This is a genomic window from Rhodococcus sovatensis (genome assembly GCF_037327425.1).
GTDB classification, from domain to species: Bacteria; Actinomycetota; Actinomycetes; order Mycobacteriales; family Mycobacteriaceae; genus Rhodococcoides; species Rhodococcoides sovatense.
The window spans coordinates 130,336-147,975 of sequence record NZ_CP147846.1; the positions used below are offsets into that span (position 1 = coordinate 130,336).

The following is a 17,640-nucleotide window of genomic DNA, read 5'->3' on the forward strand; positions in this document are numbered from 1 at the left end:
ACGGATTCACACCCGCGCGAGCGGCGAGCGAATCCCCGGCAGCTACCCGGCCCCCGAGCCCTCGGTCCGTCCGACCGAGACCTGACAGATCAGGTATGGCTCGGGGGCCGTTCGCGTGTGCGGATGTCAGCCGATGTAGCGAGAAAGACGTGCAGACAGCCGGGGCGCCAGCTCTCCGTCGGCGCCGATGCGCTCCTCGACGTAGGCCAGATCGGCGCCCTCGACGATTCCGTACAGCCGTTTGGCGCCGCCGACCAGTGCGCCCGAGGTGGATCGAATCACGACGTCGGTCGCGAGTTCCCACGAAGATTGATTGAGTGCGTGGCCGTAGTAGAGCTCGACGAGTCCGGTGCTGTGCGTCAGCAGGAGCTCGAGGACCTCTTCGTTCGCGCTACCTTTTTCACCGTCGCCGCCACTGACTCGCCAGAACCCAACCTCTCGGAGGTCCGGGTGGGCGTAATTGCCATCCGAGTCCAGGCGCCACGAGCGAGACTCCCAGCCGAGGTAAGCGCCACCGTCGTGTGTCACGACGATTTGCTGACCGAACGCGTATTCCTCGCCGGTCTCGGGGTCGCGGCCTTCGCCGTTGCCACGCCAGACGCCGACCAACGGCAGCAGCGCGAGCAGGGCGGGATTCAGATCCGGTCCGAGGCGAAGGTTCGCTGTGTCCTCGGGGTGTGGAATGTCAGGAAGAATCGGAATGTTGCGCGCCGAGGTAGACGCGAACTTCTCGGCGGCCTCGGCGATCGCGTCATTGGCAGACCGAGTGCCGTCCGGTTCGTCGGCGGCGCGCTCACTCACGATTCGTCGGTGACCAAGCGGAAGACGACGTACAGCGAGAACGCGATGATGGCGACTGCGGCGAGCGCAAGCAGAACCTCGAAGAAGATGACCACGTCGCCGAGTTTAGACCCAGAGGGACCACGGCTGGAAATTCGGCCTATGAGAGGAACGCAGGGATAGTGGCGTGTCACAGTGTTCGGCCGTGCGATTAGCCGAACACAGCGTTCTGGGTCTACAGAACGCAGTCGACACGGTACTTTCTCCAAGAAGCGTCGGACTGGGGGTCGATCGAGTCCGACGCTGCTGTGCGTTCGAGGGGTTTCAGGCTTGGGGAAGGATCTGTTGATGCCGCGCCAATTTCGTGCTGGCTCGTTTCTGTCCGTATCGGTGACGATGGCTGCGGCGTTGCTGCTGGTGGTGCCTGGTGCAGCGTCCGCGGCGCCGGGGACTGGGTCCGCGGACTCAGGGTCTTCGGACAGTGGTTCTGCGGGGACCGGATCCTCGGAGGGGCCGAACATCGATCCGAACAACTACGCCCAGGACTGTCCAGACGTTCTGATGCTTGCGGTTTCGGGAGCGACGGACTCCGACGCCGATCGTGATCCTTTGAACGAGGAGCCCCGCTCGGTGGCGTCGAACTGGGTGGGAAATGTCACACTCCCGATCGGCGAGGTCAACGCCAACAGCCCCGGCTCGGTCGGGTGGCTCTACGTGCCGTACCCGTCGACGTACGGCGTCGGTTTGCTGTCCGACGTCGAGACCTACCAGCAGTCGGTCGCGAGCGGCATTGCCTCCACCAACCGCTTGCTCGACGAGTACAAGACCAAGTGCGGTGACAACACGAAATTTGTGCTGCTCGGTTACAGCGTCGGCGCCGAGGTCGTCGAGCGGGTCGCGTTGGAACTCGGGCATCGAGACCCGAACGCACTCGTGACCGGCGACGACTTTGCCGGCGTCATGATGATCGGTGACCCGTACCGCCCGGCGGGTGCTCCGAACTTCGACGAGCCAGGCCCGACCCGCGGCGGCTTCCAATCCAGGACGCCGAAGGACTACGGGACGCTGAACGACAAGGTGACGTGGTCGTGCCGGCCGTACGACCTGGCATGCGATGCACCGGACAACATCGTCGCGTTGCAACTGGCCCTGGGGGTTCTGGGGCAGATGCGATTGACTGTTCTGAATCCGGTTCAGACCGTCGCGGATTTCGCGCGCGCAGTCACCTCGATCGCGACGCGTGCCATCGTCGATATCGTCACGAACAAGAACTGGCTCGAATCGGACGAGACGCTCCTCGAGGTTCTGCTGAAAGTCTCGGATCAGCTCTACGAGGTCGACGAACAGAAAGCCTGGGAGCAGCTGACGCCTGACCAGCTGCTGGCCGACCTCAACTGGGCGATGGGTCCAGGCGCGGACAAGATTCGCGAGAAGTTGCACAAGGAAGGCGTCGGACTCGTCGAGAACAACAAAGGCATCGTCGACGTCGTGGTCGAGCCATACATCTTCATCGGGTTCCTCCAGCATCTTCTGTACTGGAACAACAATCCCGGCGACGGTCGGGAGTGGGAGAGCGAAAAGATTGTCGCTTGGGTGACCGATCTGGCACAGACCGAGCGGGAGAACAACGACGCCGAGCACGCTCCCGTCGAGGAATCCCCGGTCGAGGAGCAGTCGGCGGAGCCAAGCTCGCAGGTCGTGCCGGCACCCGGGACCGTCACGCGTGACAGCGATCTCGGAGCATTCCTGGAGTCGCTAGGGATCGCGCCCCCCGGTGTGTTTCCGCCGCAGTACTCGACGGTGCCCGAGCAGGCCCAGCAACCGGCGACCGCGATCGTTCCGGAGCCTGCACAGGGCTGAGCATTCGCGGGCGCGCAGCGTGTGCTTGGGCTGGAAGGTGCGCGTGGCGGCCCGGGCTGGAGCGAGCGACTCATTCGGTCACCCCAGCGGCCCGGCGCGCAGGTTGTAGCGAGCGCGCAAGTTGCAACGTGTGCCTGGGCTGGAAGGTGCGCGTGGCGGCCCGGGCTGGAGCGAACGACTCATTCGGTCACCCCAGCGCCCTGGCGCGCAGGTTGCAGCGAGCGCGCAAGTTGCAACGTGTGCCTGGGCTGGAAGGTGCGCGTGGCGGCCCGGGCTGGAGCGAACGACTCATTCGGTCACCCCAGCGCCCCGGCGCGCAGCCACATAGAACACGAAGAACCCCGCACCTAAGGGTGCGGGGTTCTTCGATGTCAGCTGAAACTCAGACTCCGACGGTCACGTTCGCCGAATGGATGCCTGCGCCTTCGGGGGTGATGTCGGCCTGGCCGTTGCCCGACGCCGAGAGCGCACGCAGCGTCCAGGTGCCCGGTGCGGCGAAGAAGCGGAAGTCACCGGTACCGGATGCCACGACCTCTGCCGTGAACTCGCCGGTGCCGTCGAGCAGACGCACGAACGCGCCGGCTACTGGCTCACCGTCGGTCGCGAGGACGCGGCCGGTGATGACCGTTTCCTTCTCGACGTCGACTCCTGCAGGAATGGTCTGACCTTGAACGGGTGCACCGCACATATCAGTGGACCTCCAACTCGATGGGTGCTCCGACGAGGGAGCCGTACTCGACCCAGCTGCCGTCGTAGTTCTTCACGTCCGACTTGCCGAGCAGTTCCTTGAGGACGAACCACGTGTGGCTCGAGCGCTCGCCGATGCGGCAGTAGGCGATGGTCGCCTTGCCGTCGTCGTAGCCCTTGTCCTTGTAGAGAGCTTCGAGAGCGTCGTCGTCCTTGAACGTGCCGTCCTCGTTGGCCGTGGTGCTCCACGGAATGTTGATGGCGCTGGGGACGTGCCCGCGCTGCTGTGCCTGCTCTTGCGGAAGGTGCGCAGGCGCGAGGATCTTGCCGGAGAACTCGTCGGGCGAACGGACGTCGACCAGGTTCTTGTTTCCGATGGCGTCGATGACCTCGTCGCGGAACGCGCGGATCGACAGGTCGGGAGCCTCGGCGTGGTACTGGGTGGCCTCGCGGGTCACGATGTCCTTCGAGAGGGGCCGTCCGTCGAGCTCCCACTTCTTGCGGCCGCCGTCGACGAGCTTGACATCCTTGTGCCCGTACAGCTTGAAGTACCAGTAGGCGTATGCCGCGAACCAGTTGTTGTTTCCGCCGTACAGAACGATGGTGTCGTCGTTGGCGATGCCCTTGGACGAGAGCAGATCGGAGAACTGTTCCTGGTTCAGGAAGTCGCGGCGGACCGCATCCTGGAGGTCCTTGCGCCAGTCGAGCTTCACTGCGCCTTCGATATGACCGCCGTCGTAGGCGCTTGCGTCTTCGTCGACCTCGATGAAGACGGTCTTCGGGGCATTCAGGTTCTGCTCGGCCCAGTCGGCAGAGACCAGGACGTCGGAGCGAGCCATGGGTTTCCTTTCGATCTTTCGGTACTTCGGTGAATGGTGGGTCGAGCGATCAGGCGCGTGCGGATTGTGTCCGCAGCCGCGCCACGAGGGGGTAGATCTGGCAGCCGAGGCAGAACGCGAACGCGGCATTCAAGAAGGCCGCGAACAGTGCGAAGCCGGTGGCGACGGTGCCGACGACGGGGGATCCGAGCGCGAAACCGAGAACGCCGACAGCAGCGAACACGAAGCCGACGAGCTGTGCGAACTTCAGTGGTGCGACTGGCTCACGTTCGGACGTCGGCGACAGACGCGGTGCGACGAATGTGGCGAAAATAGTGCCGTACGGACTGTTCCGGGGTCCACGAGCGGCGCCGATCGCGAAGACCACGGCTTGTACGGCGAGGAGAACACCAGCCGCCGTGGTGGCGAACGTGGAGAGAACCAGAACGGCGGCGAGGACGGCGGTGGTGATCCACGCAGCAAAGCGTGGGCCCCGTACATCGACCTGGGAAACTGACGGTGCGGTGTCTATTGACATCGTGAGTGAATGCTCCTGCGTCGGGGAAATGCAGCTAATGCGAACGGCATCGAACGTGCACGTTCTCGATGATCTCGGCTCGAGTCCTGACGGACTCAGCGGCCTATCTACGCACGACGGCGCAGCGGCACGAACGGATCAGCAGCAGCGACAGCAACAACCGCCCAGACGGCACAGGTCAACCGTGCGGCGACTGGTGAGCAACAGCTCTTGGCGGGACAACACATCGAGCATCCTACCGGACAACTCGGACCAGCAGAAACTACGGGTTCACCAGGGCGGAGCGCAGTGCCTCGGCTTTCGGAACGCCGGAGATACGTGCCCGCTCGACGAGACCCTCGCCGAGGACGAATGTCGTCGGCAAGGACATGACGTTCATCGCACGGGCGAGCTCAGGATTCGCATCGATGTCCAGTTCGACCTCGACCGGTCCGTCGAGGTCGCACAGCACCTGACTCACTACTCGTCGGACTGCGGCACATGGACCGCACCAATCCGCCGAGAAGTGCAGCACGACAGGCGCATCGAGAGGGACGCCCGCAGTGAGAAGCAGTGCGCGCAGCTCGGGTGAACCTGCGGATTCGGACACGCGCACCTTCCCAGCGCGGGACCTGTACACGAGACCGAATGCTGTCGCCGCTATCAGAACGACGAGCAAAACAGTGAGACCGGTCATGGCGCTTCGATCTGCTCCAGGTCGATCGTCACGTTCTTTGCGTTGCCTTCGATGACGATTTGCGAACCCTCCGCATAAACGTCGGTCGGGAGCACCCCGAACGGGAGCGTCTGCCGGTCGATGGTCTTGGTGAACAGGCCGAGCACCGTCGGCTTCGCGAAATCGGGAATCGTGAAATCGGCATTTCCCTCAGGACCGAAGTAGAAGTCACTGGCGACGATGTCGACGCTGTCACCGTCGAGGATCAGATCGGCTTGCACGCTCACTTCGGTTCTAATCGGTCCGACCGGCACCGTCCCGGTCAGAACGACGCCGCCGTTCGTGGTCATCCCCGAGCCCCCCGACCCGCCCGTGCCGTCGGACTTGTCAGCCGGCGGAGCGGACACCTGCAGGTCGACGATGTCCAGGAAGCGGCCGAGGTCCGTCGCCTCGATGCGCACGCGGCCGTCGAGTTCGTCGACGGGTACCGCGTTCACAGACCCGTTCACGAGGTCGGACAGCGGTACCGAAACGCCGCGAAGGTTCGCTTCGATCGTCGTCGAACCCACATAGTCGTTGGGCACATCCTGCGCGCGTATCTCGACGTTCTGATATTTGCCGTCCGCGGCCTGGGTCAGGAAGGGGAAGCCATGAACGATGACCTGTGGATCGGACAACAGATCTCCGCCGTCACGAATCGCGCGAGACACGCGGTACTCCGAGTACGCCGCCGCCCCGAAATCCACGACGAGTGCCAGAGCCGCCAGGCTCACGAGTCCGATGATCAGTTTGCGCATGACGACCATTGTGACCGATCGGCGCCGGTCGTTCCGCAGGCTCCACTCCCGCGCCCCCGGGGTCGTTCCGCAGGCTCCACTCTCGCCAAGCCGGGTCGTTCCGCAGGCTCCACTCTCGCCAAGCCGGGTCATTCCGCAGGCTCCACTCTCGCGAGTCGGGCACTGCAACGGGCGGTCGACCCCGATGACACGCTAGTCTGATTGCTTGGACAAGCAGTCGACCTCGCTGGAGGAGCCGACGTGACAGCGGTAAGAATGGAGGCCGAGTGGAACTCCTGCTACTGACCTCCGACCCGAACCCGGAGGCGGTTCTACCGTGCCTTGCACTTCTCGCGCATCATGTCCGGCCCGCACCTACCGAAGTTTCTTCGCTTCTCGAAGCGGGCTCTGCGGATATTGCGCTGGTGGATGCGCGCACGGATCTGGCTGCAGCGCGCGGATTGTGTCGCCTACTCGGGAGCACCGGTTCGGCGATTCCGGTCGTTGCGGTACTCACCGAAGGTGGCCTCGTCGCCGTCAACTCCGAATGGGGTCTCGACGACATCTTGCTGCCAGGGACCGGTCCAGCCGAACTCGACGCACGGTTGCGTCTTCTGGTCGGGCGCTCCGGAGGCGTCGCAAGTCCTGAAGCGTCGGGGAAAATCACGCTCGGCGAACTTGTCATCGACGAGGGCACTTACACGGCGCGTCTTCGTGGTCGTCCGCTCGACCTCACCTACAAAGAGTTCGAGCTCCTCAAGTACCTCGCTCAGCACGCCGGCCGGGTATTCACTCGTGCTCAGTTGCTGCAGGAGGTCTGGGGTTACGACTTCTTCGGTGGCACCCGAACTGTCGACGTCCACGTCCGTCGCTTGCGAGCGAAGCTAGGCAGCGAATACGAGTCCCTCATCGGGACCGTGCGCAACGTCGGCTACAAGGCAGTTCGGCCGAGTCGCAGTTCGAAGGGCGGGCCCGTCGTAGTCGACGGTGACGATGACCTCGACGGTACGGATACCGCCAGCGTCGAATTCAGTTCTCTGGGCGGCGCGACTCACGGAAGCAAGAACTGACCGACGATGACTGTTTCGTTCGATATTGCCCGGCTGGACCCTGCCGCGATCACGCCGATCGTGGCGCAGGAGATCCGTTCCATCGTGCTGCGTGCCACCGAGGTGGACGGCACGGCGCCACTGTCCGAGCAGGCCGTGAAAGCGGTCGCGTCGGATGAGGTGACACACCTCGTAGCCACAAGCGGATTCACGATCGTCGGTTACGCGGGAGTCGTCGCGGGTACGCCGCCGATGGCGGAGGTGGTCGTCGACCCGGAGTTTCGCAGGCGCGGTACCGGCAGAATGCTCGTCGAGCGAGCGCTGTCGGAAGGTGGACCCGGCGCGCGAGTCTGGGCACACGGCAATCTCGAACCCGCCCAGGCAGTGGCACGCGCGCTCGGTTTGGAAGTCGCGCGCGAACTGCTGCAGATGCGACGTCCCCTCGGAACGCCGGAGCTGCCCGACGTGGTCGTGCAGGACGGCATCTCGCTGCGCACGTACCGGGGGCACCAGGATGACGCAGAGTTGCTGCGCGTCAACAACGCAGCATTCTCCTGGCATCCGGAGCAGGGCGGGTGGACGGAGAAAGACATCGCCGAGCGGCGAGACGAAGCGTGGTTCGATCCGGCGGGAGTATTCCTCGCTTTCGAAGAGGGAACGGACACACTCCTCGGCTTCCACTGGACCAAGGTGCACCCCGCCGAAGCAGGCGAGAACGAGATCGGTGAGGTCTACGTGGTCGGCATCGATCCGCAGGCTCAGGGACGCGGACTCGGTCGAATTCTGACGCTTGCCGGGCTGCACTATCTACGAAACCGCGAGCTCAGCGACGTTCTGCTGTACGTCGAGGCCGACAACGCGGCCGCGGTCCACACATACGAACGCCTTGGTTTCACGCGTTTTCACGTCGACGCCGCATATATGCGTCACTGAAACGGACATTCTGACCACGCTGTTCATCTTCCGTTCACCCTTCTGGGGGCAGCCGTCAACCGGCTGCCCTTACCTTTTGCACTGGGTGGCGCCGACGCTGCCCGGTGCGAGGGTCATCTCGAGGCCGGCACCTTTATCTTCGTCGTTCGAAGGCTTTCGCTTCGCACGACGAACACGGCACAAGATTCCTCGGAGGAAACAGGTGAAGCTCAAGCGCAGCGCGTCTCTCGTAGGCGCAGTGGCGATCGGCGCGATGATGCTGACCGCATGCGGTAGCGACGCGAACGTCGAATCTGCTGCGGGCACGGACTCGGCAGCTACGTGTGAGGGCAAGTCGCCCCTCACCGGTGAAGGCTCGTCCGCGCAGCAGAACGCGATGTCCAACTTCACGTCCATCTACTCGGGTGTCTGCGCAGGCAAGGCCGTCGAGTACACGACCAGTGGTTCCGGCAACGGCCGCACTCAGTTCGTCGCTGGCCTTGTCGACTTCGCAGGCTCCGACTCGGCAATCAAGGAAGACCAGGCCGCCGAGGCAGCAGTGCGTTGCGAGAACAACCCGGCCTGGAATCTCCCGCTCGTCTTCGGACCTGTCGCGATCGCCTACAACCTCGAAGGCGTCGACACCGTAGTGCTGACTCCCGACGTCGCCGCGAAGATGTTCACCGGCGCCATCACGACCTGGAACGATCCGGCAATCGCGGCGTTGAACGAGGGCGTCGATCTTCCCGCCACAGCAGTCACCCCGGTATACCGGTCCGACTCCTCGGGCACCAGCGACAACTTCCAGCGCTTCCTTTCCGCCGCTGCTCCCGAGGCATGGACGCTGGATCACAGCTCCGACTGGGCCGGTGGCGTCGGTGAGGGTGCAAACGGTTCGTCCGGCGTCGCACAGGCTGTGGCAGCTACCCCCGGTTCGATCACCTACGTCGAGAAGGGCTTCGCCGACCAGGAGAGCCTCGGAACGGCGTCGGTCGACTTCGGCAACGGACCGGTCGAGCTGAGCAGTGAGACGGCAGGTGCTGCCATCGACACCGCCGAGTTCTCGGGTGAGGGCAACGACCTCGTCATCGACATCGACGCTCTCTACGCCAGCAACGCCGCGGACACCTACCCGCTGGTCCTCGCTACCTACGAGATCGTCTGCTCGGCAGGCTACGACGCCGACACCTCGGCAGCAGTCAAGTCGTTCCTGCTCAGTGCAGCCAACGAAGGACAGCAGGGCCTGGAAGAAGCAGGCTACGTCCCGCTTCCCGAGAACTTCAAAGAGCGCTTGGTCACTGCGATCAACGCAATCGCCTGATTCAATGAGACGAGATCCTGCTTCGACGCCCCGGTCTGAAGGCTGCGGCGTCGAAGCAGGACCCCCGTCGTCAACCACCACACGAGAGACGTGAGCGGTATGAGCGACACCCACTCGATCACCGGCGTTCCATCTGCGGCGAGCATCTCCGCTGGCGGCGCGCCGCGGAACACGGAAGAACCCAAGCAATTGTCGGACAAAAAGGCCAAGGGCGGCACTGTAACTCGCCCAGGTGACAGGATCTTCTCCACCCTCGCCACGGGCTCGGGTGTCTTCATCATCGTCCTCATTGCCGCGATCGGAGCGTTTCTGTTGTGGCGGGCAATCCCGTCGCTGCAGAACAACACGGTCAACTTCCTCACCTACAACGGGCAGTGGAACACCTCGGACACGGCGGCGATGGTGTTCGGTATCCGCGACCTGTTCCTGGTGACGGCGACTGTGTCGATCTTCGCTCTGCTTCTCGCGATGCCGGTGGCGCTCGGAATTGCCATCTATCTAACGCACTATGCGCCGAAAAAGGTCGCCGGGCCGCTCGGATACGTCATCGACCTTTTGGCGGCCGTCCCGTCGATCGTGTTCGGACTCTGGGGCCTGTACGTTCTGGCGCCTGCCATCAGCCCGTTCGCAGAGTGGCTCAATGCCAATCTCGCGTGGTTCCCGCTGTTCGCGACCGGCTCGGTCTCGATCGCGGGTGGTGGCACCATCTTCACGGGCGGCATCGTCCTCGCCGTCATGATTCTGCCGATCATCGCCGCGGTCACCCGCGAGGTCTTCGTACAGACGCCCAGGGGACAGATCGAAGCGGCTCTCGCTCTCGGTGCCACCCGTTGGGAAGTAGTTCGTACGACGGTCATACCGTTCGGTAAGTCCGGCTTCGTCAGCGGTTCGATGCTCGGCCTCGGCCGCGCTCTCGGCGAGACCATCGCGCTCTACATCATCATCCGCAGCGTGCAGTCGAGCTTCGGGTGGAGCCTGTTCGACGGCGGCAGCACCTTCGCCACCAAGATCGCCCTCGCGGCAGGCGAGTTCAACAATCAGCTGCAGGCCGGCGCCTACATTGCCGCCGGGTTGGTCCTGTTCGTGCTCACCTTCGTGGTCAACGCAGGCGCTCGCGCCGCGATCGCAGGAAAGAAGGACTAGGCCATGACCGCAACCATGGATCGTCCGGTCAAGGAACCGACCTTCAAGGGCGTCAGCGTCCGTCGTAAATTTTCGAACAACGCAGCAACCGTTCTGGTCAGTCTCGCTGTGTTGGTCGCGCTCGTTCCGCTCATCTGGGTCCTCTATACGGTCGTCTCGCGAGGCATCAGCGCAGTAGTGGCACCGGCGTGGTGGCAGAACTCGCAGGCCGGCATCACCCAGTTCATCGCGGGTGGAGGCGCGTACCACGCCATCATCGGGACACTCACGCAAGGTTTGTTCTGCGCGTTGATCTCCATCCCGATCGGGATCTTCGTCGCCATCTACCTCGTCGAGTACGGCGTCGGGACTCGCCTGGCCCGCTTGACGACGTTCATGGTCGACATTCTCACCGGTGTGCCGTCCATCGTCGCAGCACTGTTCATCTACGCACTGTGGATCGCGACACTGGGATTCGAACGATCCGGCTTGGCAGTGTCGTTCGCTCTGGTGCTACTCATGATCCCGGTGATCGTGCGGTCCTCGGAGGAGATGCTGCGGATCGTTCCGCAGGACCTTCGCGAAGCGTCGTATGCACTCGGTGTTCCGAAGTGGAAGACGATCGCGAAGATCGTCGTGCCAACGGCTCTGTCCGGCATCGTGACCGGCATCATGCTCGCCCTTGCACGAGTGATGGGTGAGACAGCACCGGTGCTGATCCTCGTGGGATCGGCCACTGCAATCAATTTCAATCTCTTTGCCGGGCCGCAGACTTCACTGCCGCTGATGATGGTCGACCTGCAGAAAGCAGGAACCGGCGCGCTCACTTCCGAGCGCATGTGGGGAGCAGCACTGACGCTGATCCTGATCATTGCTCTGCTCAACATCGGCGCGAAGTTGGTCTCCAAGTTCTTCTCGCCCAAGAACTTCTGACGACTTCACCCCACCCAGACACCCTGCTCGAGAAATAACAGGAGCCGACCATGGCAAAGCGTCTCGACCTCAAAGACGTAAACATCTACTACGGCAAGTTCCACGCCGTCCAGAACGTCACCCTTGCTGTTCCGCCGCGTGGCGTCACCGCATTCATCGGACCTTCGGGCTGCGGAAAGTCGACCGTTCTGCGGTCGCTGAACCGTATGCACGAGGTCACCCCGGGTGCCCGCGTCGAAGGATCGGTGCTGCTCGACGGCGAGGACATCTACGGCAACGGCGTCGATCCTGTCGGTGTGCGACGCACCATCGGTATGGTCTTTCAGCGCCCCAACCCGTTCCCGACGATGTCCATCCGTGACAACGTCGTCGCAGGCCTCAAGCTTCAGGGCGGCAAGGGCAAGAAGGAGCTCGACGAGATCGCCGAACGCTCCCTCAAGGGCGCGAACCTGTGGAACGAGGTCAAGGACCGCCTCGACAAGCCCGGCGGCGGACTGTCCGGCGGTCAGCAGCAGCGTCTGTGCATCGCCCGCGCGATCGCCGTACAGCCCGACGTCCTTCTCATGGACGAGCCGTGCTCGGCACTCGACCCGATCTCTACGCTCGCCATCGAAGACCTCATCGGTGAGCTCAAGAAGGACTTCACGATCGTGATCGTGACGCACAACATGCAGCAGGCAGCTCGCGTCAGCGATCAGACCGGCTTCTTCAACCTCGAGGCCACCGGCAAGCCCGGTCAGCTCATCGAGATCGACGACACCGAGAAGATCTTCTCCAATCCGTCTCAGAAGGCAACCGAGGACTACATCTCCGGACGCTTCGGATAACCAGCAGTGACGTAAGGACCCCCGGACGCCATGCGCGTGCGGGGGTTTTTCGTGCGCGGGGGTTGGTTCGTGGTTGGTGTGACCGAATGTCTCATTCGGTCTCGTGGGCGGAGCGAATGTCTAGTTCGGTCACTCTGAGTGTGCGAATGTCTGTTTCGGTCTCGTGGGCGGAGCGAATGTCTAGTTCGGTCACTCTGAGTGTGCGAATGTCTCTTTCGGTCTCGTGAGCGGAGCGAATGTCTCTTTCGGTCACCCCTTGCACAAGCGAATGACCCATTCGGTCACCACAGTCGGTGACCGAATGGGTCATTCGGTGGAATTCGGGCGCCAGCAGACCAGGCCCGGGCAGACCCGAGGGTCAGGCGTTCGGGATCTTGGAGGTGGAGCCCAGTTCGACGGGCAGCTCACCGGTGACCAGGAAGATCACTCGACGGCCGACCTCTACTGCGTGGTCGGCGAAGCGCTCGTAGAAGCGTCCGAGAAGGGTGACGTCGACCGCCGCTGCCACACCGTGCTGCCACTCGCGGTCCATCAGGACCGTGAACAGGTGGCGATGCAGATCGTCCATCGCTTCGTCTTCTTCGCGGAGCTTGGCTGCACGCTCTGGGTCGCGGGTTTCGAGGACCTCGCGGGCAGAAGCCCCGAGCTGGACTGCGATACGACCCATCTCGGCGAAGTACCCGTTGACCTCTTCGGGGAGGGCATGTTTGGGGTGGCGTCGACGAGTGATCTTCGCGACGTGCAGGGCAAGGGCGCCCATTCGGTCGATGTCGGCGACGATTTGGATGCCGGAGACGACCGAGCGGAGGTCGGTGGCGACTGGTGCCTGGAGCGCGAGCAACGAGAACGCCTTCTCCTCGCACACAGTGCTGAGTTCGGTGATCTTGTCGTGTTCCGATATGACCTGCTCCGCGAGGACCAGATCGGCTTGGAGGAGTGACTGGGTGGCCTTGTCCATGGCGGAACCGGCCAAGGAGGCCATCTCACCGAGGAGATCGGCCAAATCGTTCATCTGTTCGTTGTAGGCGACGCGCATAGGCCGAAGTTTAGTGCGTCGTACCGACCTATTCGTGGTCGCGTGGGTGAACGGGGCGTGAATGGATCAGCTCAGGCGCAGGTGTCGTCGGCAGCGTTGGTGAAAGCGAGGTTTTCCGGCAACGGCGGTGCCGCGGTGCTGCCGTCGACCTCCGTCACCTCGACGGTAGTACCCAACGCTGCCGGCGGAGCGGTATAGCCGGGGTAGTCGGCGCCCAGAATGACCTCGACGACGTTGTCCAGCCCTGCGGCCTGCTCGACGACGGCTCCGGGGATCGCGGATGCGACCGTGGCGGCTTCGGATTCCTGGCCGGGGGTGTATCGAACGACGGTTTGGGCTGCGGTTCCGACGAAGTTGCCGACCTCGAGTATCTGGAATCCGTACGTCGCCAGTTCGGCCGACGCTGTCGCAGCCATTCCGGATATGTCCGACGCGTTGGATACTTGGACGGAGACGGTCTCCGGATCCACGGCCAGCGTCGGAACCGCGGTCGCTGCCGACTCCTCGGGTGCCGGTGTCGGCTCGACTCGTTCTTCGCCGGGGAGTGGGAGGTCGTCGATAATCGCAGTGAACAGCGCATCGATCGCGCTGTCGACCGGTATCTCGTTGCCCCAGTCGTTGGTGCCGTCTGTCGGCAGCGTCAGGAATGTGACTGCCCCCGCGTCGACGTTCTGCAGCGAACGGCCCAGCGTCACCAGGTCTTGAGTCTTGACGTTCTCGACGAACGTGTCGCGAGTGAAGGCGCTGACGAAGCCGTTGAGCTTGCCCGGATCGAGGAGCACGTTGTTCGACAGTGCGGACCGCAGAAGCGAGGAGAGGAATCGCTGCTGGCGCTTGATGCGACCGTAGTCGCCGTTGCCCTCGGACTCGACGTTTCGGGCGCGCACGTAGTTCAGGGCGGTACGACCGTCGATTCGCTGCTCGCCGACGTTCGGCAATACGGTTCCAAGCTCGTAGTCCACGAGGGGTTGGGGCGTGCAGACCTCGACGCCGCCGACTTCGTCGACCATGGATTCGAAGCCGGCGAAATCCATGCCGACGAAGTGCCCGATCTTCAGTCCCGAGATCCTCTGAATGACCTTCACCAGGCATTTCGGGCCGCCCAGTGCGTACGTTGCGTTGAGCTTGTCGCCGTCGGCGGCGGGATACATCTCGCCGGTGTACGTGTTGCTGTCGTTGTCGAAGCCCTCGCACTCGGGCCGCTCGACGTCGAGATCGCGAGGGAACGACACTGCGACGACTCGGCTGCGATCGGCGGGAATGTTGACGAGCATGACGGTGTCCGATCGGGCGCCTTCAGCATCTGCGACTGTGCCGGCGCCGATCTCACCACTGGCTCCGGCTCGCGTGTCGGTTCCGACGATCAGATAGGTTTCGTCGCCGTACTGGCCTGCGGCATCGACGACATCCGCCGAGTCCGGATCCAGGGCTGCAACCTGTGCGAAGCCTCGGTCGGTGCTGCGAAGGTAGCCCCACACGACTCCAGTGAGTGCGACCGCCAGAATCGCGATGATCGAGACGAACCCGCGGGTGACGTTGCGTACCCGCTTCCGGCGGCGCACCTTGCTCATCGCCAGTCGAGTGAGGGCCGGGCGTTCGTCGGCGGGAACGCCGACTGCCTCGGGCTGCGCTTGAATCGGCGGTGGGGTGTGGGCCGTGATCGGGTCGATTTTCTCGGTGGGAGCGTCGACGTCCGGATGCGCGGCGGCCGTTTTCGGTCGACGAGCCGCGGGCGCCCTGGTCTCGGTCCCTCGGCCCATCAATTCGGCCACCGAGACTGCGTCGGAGTTGGTAGTCGATCGCTTGCCGAGGCGCCTCAGCCGTCCGCTGTCGGTCTCACGATCGGGTTCGGGTGGGCTCGCAGGGGTGACAGGGTCGGGGGTCGGCCGGTGAATCTGCGAAATCGGGCGCTCCCACGGAGCCCGACCGTCGGACACAGGGGGGCCCGAATCTCGATCGTCACCCACGTGTTCTTTCCCTGACCTTCCTTGCGAATCATTCGCCGTCCGTCAGGCGATCCCAGCCATGATACTTAGGAAAGCTGTGCGGTCCACTTCGGCGGCAATCGACCACGTCAGGAGCGGGTCAGCCGCCCGAGTGCATCAGGTCTGCACCCACGGGCACCGAAATGTCTTCCGGGTCGTCGAGCCAACCCTCCGGCAAGGACACCGCCCCAGGGGACCCCTGTCGCCCGCGCGGACCTTCAGCGTCCTTGGGGAACGGAACCGTCGGGTCCAGTTGTCCTAGAAGGTCGTCCAATTCGGACAATGTTTTCACCAGTGCCATCGACACCCGCAGATCGGAGCCTGCCGGGAACCCGCGTAGGTACCAGGCAACATGCTTCCGTAGCTCCCGGAGGCCTTTGTCCTCGCCATGGTGGGCTGCCAGCAGCTCTGCGTGCCGTCTGATCACGACTGCGACCTCACCGAGAGTCGGCGGGGCAGGTTCTTCGCGACCGGCGAAGCGAGCACTGAGTTCGGCGAAAAGCCACGGCCTCCCGAGGCACCCGCGGCCGACGACGACGCCGTCACAGCCCGTCTCCGCCATCATGCGTACCGCGTCGGAGGCAGAGAAGATATCCCCGTTGCCGAGAACTGGAACGTCGGTGACGTGGTCCTTCAGTCGCGCGATCTCGGTCCAGTCTGCGGTCCCGGAATACCGCTGTGATGCGGTTCGTGCGTGGAGCGCCACGGCAGCCGCACCCTCCGACGCCGCAATTCGCCCGGCGTCGAGATGTGTGTGATGCTCGTCGTCGATACCGATTCGGAACTTCACGGTGACCGGAATGTCCGTTCCTGCAGTGGCTTTCACTGCTGCCGCCACGATCCGCCCGAAGAGGTTTCGTTTGTACGGCAGCGCAGCGCCGCCACCCTTCCTGGTCACTTTCGGGACGGGGCAGCCGAAGTTCATGTCGATGTGATCGGCCAGATCGTCGTCGACGATCATTTTCGCGGCAGCGTATGTAGTCTCGGGATCCACCGTGTAGAGCTGGAGCGACCGCGGAGTCTCCTTCGGGCCGAATGTGGTCATGTGCATCGTTGCGGGCTGGCGCTCGACGAGGGCGCGAGCGGTGACCATCTCGCACACGTAGAGGCCGGAAGTACTCCCGGCTCGCTCGAGTTCCTGCTCACGGCACAATGTCCGGAAAGCAACATTGGTCACACCGGCCATCGGGGCGAGCACTACCGGGCTCTGGAGTTCGAGTGAACCGATCCGCAGTGTCATAGGGGGAGAGCCTCGTTCGTTTTCGTGTTCGGTCTTTTCAACGATCAAAGCCCGACACCGTGATGGTGCCGGGCGTGATCTGTGGTCAGGCAGCTACTAGGAAGCCTGCTTTTCCGCCTTCTTGGCCTCGCGTGCGAGTGAGCGGTCGCGCATTTCCTCGAACTTGGTGGCCTGTTTCTCCAGATCCTCCAAGAATGCGGCCAGTTCCTCGCGCTTGTTCTCGCCGCGACCGGTGAAGTCGTCGCGCTCGAAGATCCTCCACTTCCGCAGAACGGGCCACACGACGTCCTCGAGGTGCTGACGGAGGTCGTAGATGCCGTGCTTGGCCATCAGCACGCCGTTGCGGCGGAAGTTCGGCATTCCTGCGCCGGGCATCTGGAAGTTCATGACGATGTCCGACAACGCGTCGAGCGTCTGGTCGGGCGCGATGTCGAGAGCCGCAGCGCTGATGTTGCGGTAGAAGATCATGTGCAGGTTCTCGTCCGCCGCGATGCGCTGGAGCATGCGGTCGGCGATCGGGTCGTCGCACACCTTGCCGGTGTTGCGGTGCGACACGCGCGTCGCGAGTTCCTGGAATGTCACGTACGACACCGAGTGCAGCAGTCCCGTGAGGGATCCGGCGGGCGAGGCGAAGCCGTTGGTCATGTGGATCATGCGTGCTTCTTCGAGTGCAACGGGATCGACACCGCGGGTCACGACGAGGTAGTCGCGCATGACGATGCCGTGGCGGTTCTCTTCGGCGGTCCACCGACCGACCCACGTCCCCCAGGCGCCGTCCTGTGAGAAGTTCTCGGCAATCTCACGGTGGTAGGAGGGGAGGTTGTCCTCGGTGAGCAGATTGGTGATCATCGCAGCTTTGGCGACCTCGGAGAGCTTGCTCTGCTCGGGGTTGTAGTCGACGCCACCCAACTCGGCGAAGTTGCGGCCCTCGTCCCACGGCACGTAGTCGTGCGGGTGCCATTCCTTCGCCATCGACATATGCCGGTTGACGTTGTCTTCCGCAACCGGAACGAGCTCCTGGAGCAGCTCCAGCTGTGTCAGATCCCTCGCCATTGAATTGCCTCCATACATTGCGGATAACCGTGGCCAGCCTACGGCACC

The 17,640-nt window shown here is 63.6% G+C and carries 17 protein-coding genes; 7 read left to right on the forward strand and 10 right to left on the reverse strand.

Annotated features, from left to right (window positions below; genetic code table 11):
• Positions 1-126: 126 nt before the first annotated feature.
• Positions 127-747 (reverse strand): FABP family protein, encoded by a 621-nt coding sequence (locus WDS16_RS00460; RefSeq protein ID WP_422395874.1) that lies wholly within the window; start codon positions 745-747, stop codon positions 127-129.
• A gap of 381 nt (positions 748-1,128) precedes the next feature.
• Here WDS16_RS00460 and WDS16_RS00465 point away from each other — a divergent pair, with 381 nt between their 5' ends.
• The gene (locus WDS16_RS00465; protein ID WP_422395733.1) at positions 1,129-2,640 is read left to right on the forward strand and encodes a cutinase family protein; all 1,512 of its coding nucleotides are present in this window, start codon (positions 1,129-1,131) and stop codon (positions 2,638-2,640) included.
• A 382-nt stretch (positions 2,641-3,022) separates the two neighbouring features.
• Here WDS16_RS00465 and WDS16_RS00470 read toward each other — a convergent pair whose 3' ends face one another.
• From WDS16_RS00470 to WDS16_RS00490, 5 genes are all read right to left on the reverse strand, one after another.
• Positions 3,023-3,328 carry a DUF1416 domain-containing protein gene (locus tag WDS16_RS00470; protein ID WP_338889682.1) on the reverse strand — a complete coding sequence of 102 codons (306 nt, stop codon included), beginning with the start codon at positions 3,326-3,328 and terminating at the stop codon, positions 3,023-3,025.
• A gap of 1 nt (position 3,329) precedes the next feature.
• Entirely contained in the window at positions 3,330-4,166 is an 837-nt protein-coding gene (locus tag WDS16_RS00475) for a sulfurtransferase (RefSeq protein WP_338889683.1), read from the reverse strand.
• 49 nt (positions 4,167-4,215) lie between these two features.
• Positions 4,216-4,683, reverse strand: a complete 468-nt coding sequence (locus WDS16_RS00480) for a DUF4395 domain-containing protein (RefSeq protein WP_338889684.1) — start codon at positions 4,681-4,683, stop codon at positions 4,216-4,218.
• A 262-nt stretch (positions 4,684-4,945) separates the two neighbouring features.
• The gene (locus tag WDS16_RS00485) at positions 4,946-5,359 is read right to left on the reverse strand and encodes a thioredoxin family protein (protein ID WP_338889686.1); all 414 of its coding nucleotides are present in this window, start codon (positions 5,357-5,359) and stop codon (positions 4,946-4,948) included.
• Complete coding sequence (locus WDS16_RS00490; RefSeq protein ID WP_338889687.1) at positions 5,356-6,135, reverse strand: LmeA family phospholipid-binding protein; 780 nt, start codon at positions 6,133-6,135, stop codon at positions 5,356-5,358. The genes WDS16_RS00485 and WDS16_RS00490 overlap by 4 nt, the downstream gene beginning before the upstream one ends.
• 266 nt (positions 6,136-6,401) lie before the next feature.
• On the opposite strand from WDS16_RS00490, the gene WDS16_RS00495 reads away from it, so the two are divergent.
• The 6 genes from WDS16_RS00495 (at position 6,402) to pstB (ending at position 12,278) form a co-directional block, all read left to right on the forward strand.
• The gene (locus WDS16_RS00495; protein WP_338889688.1) at positions 6,402-7,184 is read left to right on the forward strand and encodes a response regulator transcription factor; all 783 of its coding nucleotides are present in this window, start codon (positions 6,402-6,404) and stop codon (positions 7,182-7,184) included.
• Positions 7,185-7,190: 6 nt separating this feature from the next.
• Positions 7,191-8,096 (forward strand): mycothiol synthase, encoded by a 906-nt coding sequence (gene mshD, locus WDS16_RS00500; protein WP_338889689.1) that lies wholly within the window; start codon positions 7,191-7,193, stop codon positions 8,094-8,096.
• A gap of 202 nt (positions 8,097-8,298) precedes the next feature.
• Positions 8,299-9,396 (forward strand): phosphate ABC transporter substrate-binding protein PstS, encoded by a 1,098-nt coding sequence (pstS, locus tag WDS16_RS00505; protein WP_338889691.1) that lies wholly within the window; start codon positions 8,299-8,301, stop codon positions 9,394-9,396.
• A gap of 99 nt (positions 9,397-9,495) precedes the next feature.
• Positions 9,496-10,539, forward strand: coding sequence for a phosphate ABC transporter permease subunit PstC (pstC, locus tag WDS16_RS00510; protein WP_338889693.1), 1,044 nt, complete (start codon positions 9,496-9,498; stop codon positions 10,537-10,539).
• Positions 10,540-10,542: 3 nt separating this feature from the next.
• Positions 10,543-11,451, forward strand: coding sequence for a phosphate ABC transporter permease PstA (gene pstA, locus WDS16_RS00515; RefSeq protein WP_338889694.1), 909 nt, complete (start codon positions 10,543-10,545; stop codon positions 11,449-11,451).
• 50 nt (positions 11,452-11,501) lie between these two features.
• Positions 11,502-12,278, forward strand: coding sequence for a phosphate ABC transporter ATP-binding protein PstB (pstB, locus tag WDS16_RS00520; RefSeq protein ID WP_338889696.1), 777 nt, complete (start codon positions 11,502-11,504; stop codon positions 12,276-12,278).
• 358 nt (positions 12,279-12,636) lie between these two features.
• Here the strand turns inward: pstB and phoU are convergent, their stop codons facing one another.
• The 4 genes from phoU to WDS16_RS00540 all read right to left on the reverse strand — a co-directional run bounded on the left by phoU (position 12,637) and on the right by WDS16_RS00540 (position 17,592).
• Complete coding sequence (phoU, locus tag WDS16_RS00525; RefSeq protein WP_338889697.1) at positions 12,637-13,314, reverse strand: phosphate signaling complex protein PhoU; 678 nt, start codon at positions 13,312-13,314, stop codon at positions 12,637-12,639.
• A 71-nt stretch (positions 13,315-13,385) separates the two neighbouring features.
• Positions 13,386-15,281: an LCP family protein gene (locus tag WDS16_RS00530; RefSeq protein WP_338889699.1), complete on the reverse strand. Its 1,896-nt coding sequence runs from the start codon at positions 15,279-15,281 to the stop codon at positions 13,386-13,388.
• Positions 15,282-15,399: 118 nt separating this feature from the next.
• Positions 15,400-16,539 (reverse strand): tRNA dihydrouridine synthase DusB, encoded by a 1,140-nt coding sequence (gene dusB / locus WDS16_RS00535; protein WP_338889701.1) that lies wholly within the window; start codon positions 16,537-16,539, stop codon positions 15,400-15,402.
• A 96-nt stretch (positions 16,540-16,635) separates the two neighbouring features.
• Positions 16,636-17,592 carry an acyl-ACP desaturase gene (locus tag WDS16_RS00540; protein ID WP_338889702.1) on the reverse strand — a complete coding sequence of 319 codons (957 nt, stop codon included), beginning with the start codon at positions 17,590-17,592 and terminating at the stop codon, positions 16,636-16,638.
• Positions 17,593-17,640 lie beyond the last annotated feature (48 nt).

Excerpts from the sequence above, each read along its gene's own strand:
- WDS16_RS00475 (WP_338889683.1), bottom strand. The coding sequence starts at position 4,166 with ATGGCTCGCTCCGACGTCCTGGTCTCTGCCGACTGGGCCGAGCAGAAC.
- WDS16_RS00485 (WP_338889686.1), bottom strand. The coding sequence starts at position 5,359 with ATGACCGGTCTCACTGTTTTGCTCGTCGTTCTGATAGCGGCGACAGCA.
- WDS16_RS00480 (WP_338889684.1), bottom strand. The coding sequence starts at position 4,683 with ATGTCAATAGACACCGCACCGTCAGTTTCCCAGGTCGATGTACGGGGC.
- WDS16_RS00470 (WP_338889682.1), bottom strand. The coding sequence starts at position 3,328 with ATGTGCGGTGCACCCGTTCAAGGTCAGACCATTCCTGCAGGAGTCGAC.
- WDS16_RS00490 (WP_338889687.1), bottom strand. The coding sequence starts at position 6,135 with ATGCGCAAACTGATCATCGGACTCGTGAGCCTGGCGGCTCTGGCACTC.
- phoU (WP_338889697.1), bottom strand. The coding sequence starts at position 13,314 with ATGCGCGTCGCCTACAACGAACAGATGAACGATTTGGCCGATCTCCTC.
- pstB (WP_338889696.1), top strand. The coding sequence starts at position 11,502 with ATGGCAAAGCGTCTCGACCTCAAAGACGTAAACATCTACTACGGCAAG.
- pstC (WP_338889693.1), top strand. The coding sequence starts at position 9,496 with ATGAGCGACACCCACTCGATCACCGGCGTTCCATCTGCGGCGAGCATC.
- mshD (WP_338889689.1), top strand. The coding sequence starts at position 7,191 with ATGACTGTTTCGTTCGATATTGCCCGGCTGGACCCTGCCGCGATCACG.
- pstA (WP_338889694.1), top strand. The coding sequence starts at position 10,543 with ATGACCGCAACCATGGATCGTCCGGTCAAGGAACCGACCTTCAAGGGC.
- dusB (WP_338889701.1), bottom strand. The coding sequence starts at position 16,539 with ATGACACTGCGGATCGGTTCACTCGAACTCCAGAGCCCGGTAGTGCTC.
- WDS16_RS00465 (WP_422395733.1), top strand. The coding sequence starts at position 1,129 with ATGCCGCGCCAATTTCGTGCTGGCTCGTTTCTGTCCGTATCGGTGACG.
- WDS16_RS00540 (WP_338889702.1), bottom strand. The coding sequence starts at position 17,592 with ATGGCGAGGGATCTGACACAGCTGGAGCTGCTCCAGGAGCTCGTTCCG.